Raw genomic sequence first — 486 nt, 5'->3', positions numbered from 1 at the left:
GAGAAAAAGAGATCCGCCTTTGCCCCTTGCGCAATTTGCTGCTTCAATGCGCCGGATGACCCGAAATTATTTGTTAATGTCACATTCGGATGCTCATCGTTAAAGGCAGATTCAATTTCTTTAAGTGCATCCTGAAGACTTGCCGCAGCTGAAATGACAAGCTCTGTTTTTTTGGTTGTTGTATCCGATGACTTCATCTCTGTTTGACACCCGCTCAGGAGCAAACAGATGGCGATGAAGGCGAAGAACGTATACTTCATGTTCACACCTCTTATTATTCAATATCATCTGTATCCTTTATTATAAGCAAACTTATTTGACCATTCATAGGCTTTCAGTAAAAAGAGAAAAGAAAAAGCCGCCAGAAGGCGGCTTTTATTGCTGATAAAAACGGAGCAAATTCCCATTGATCACTTTGTCTGATAAGGAAAGCTCTTTATTGGCTTTTTCGATATAAGGCTGACACACCTCATCCTGTTCAACAGG

General features: G+C 40.9%; 1 protein-coding gene. It reads right to left on the bottom strand.

The window, feature by feature from the left end; genetic code table 11:
• Positions 1-260, bottom strand: a 260-nt coding sequence (locus tag GFC01_RS17955; RefSeq protein WP_152948497.1) for a molybdate ABC transporter substrate-binding protein, incomplete at its 3' end; no start/stop codon positions are given.
• Positions 261-486 lie beyond the last annotated feature (226 nt).

It is taken from the genome of Desulfofundulus thermobenzoicus, from assembly GCF_009428905.1.
Taxonomy (GTDB): domain Bacteria; phylum Bacillota; class Desulfotomaculia; order Desulfotomaculales; family Desulfovirgulaceae; genus Desulfofundulus_A; species Desulfofundulus_A thermobenzoicus.
Note: the sequence above shows the minus strand (reverse complement) of the source record. Positions and strands in the feature narration are given on the sequence as shown.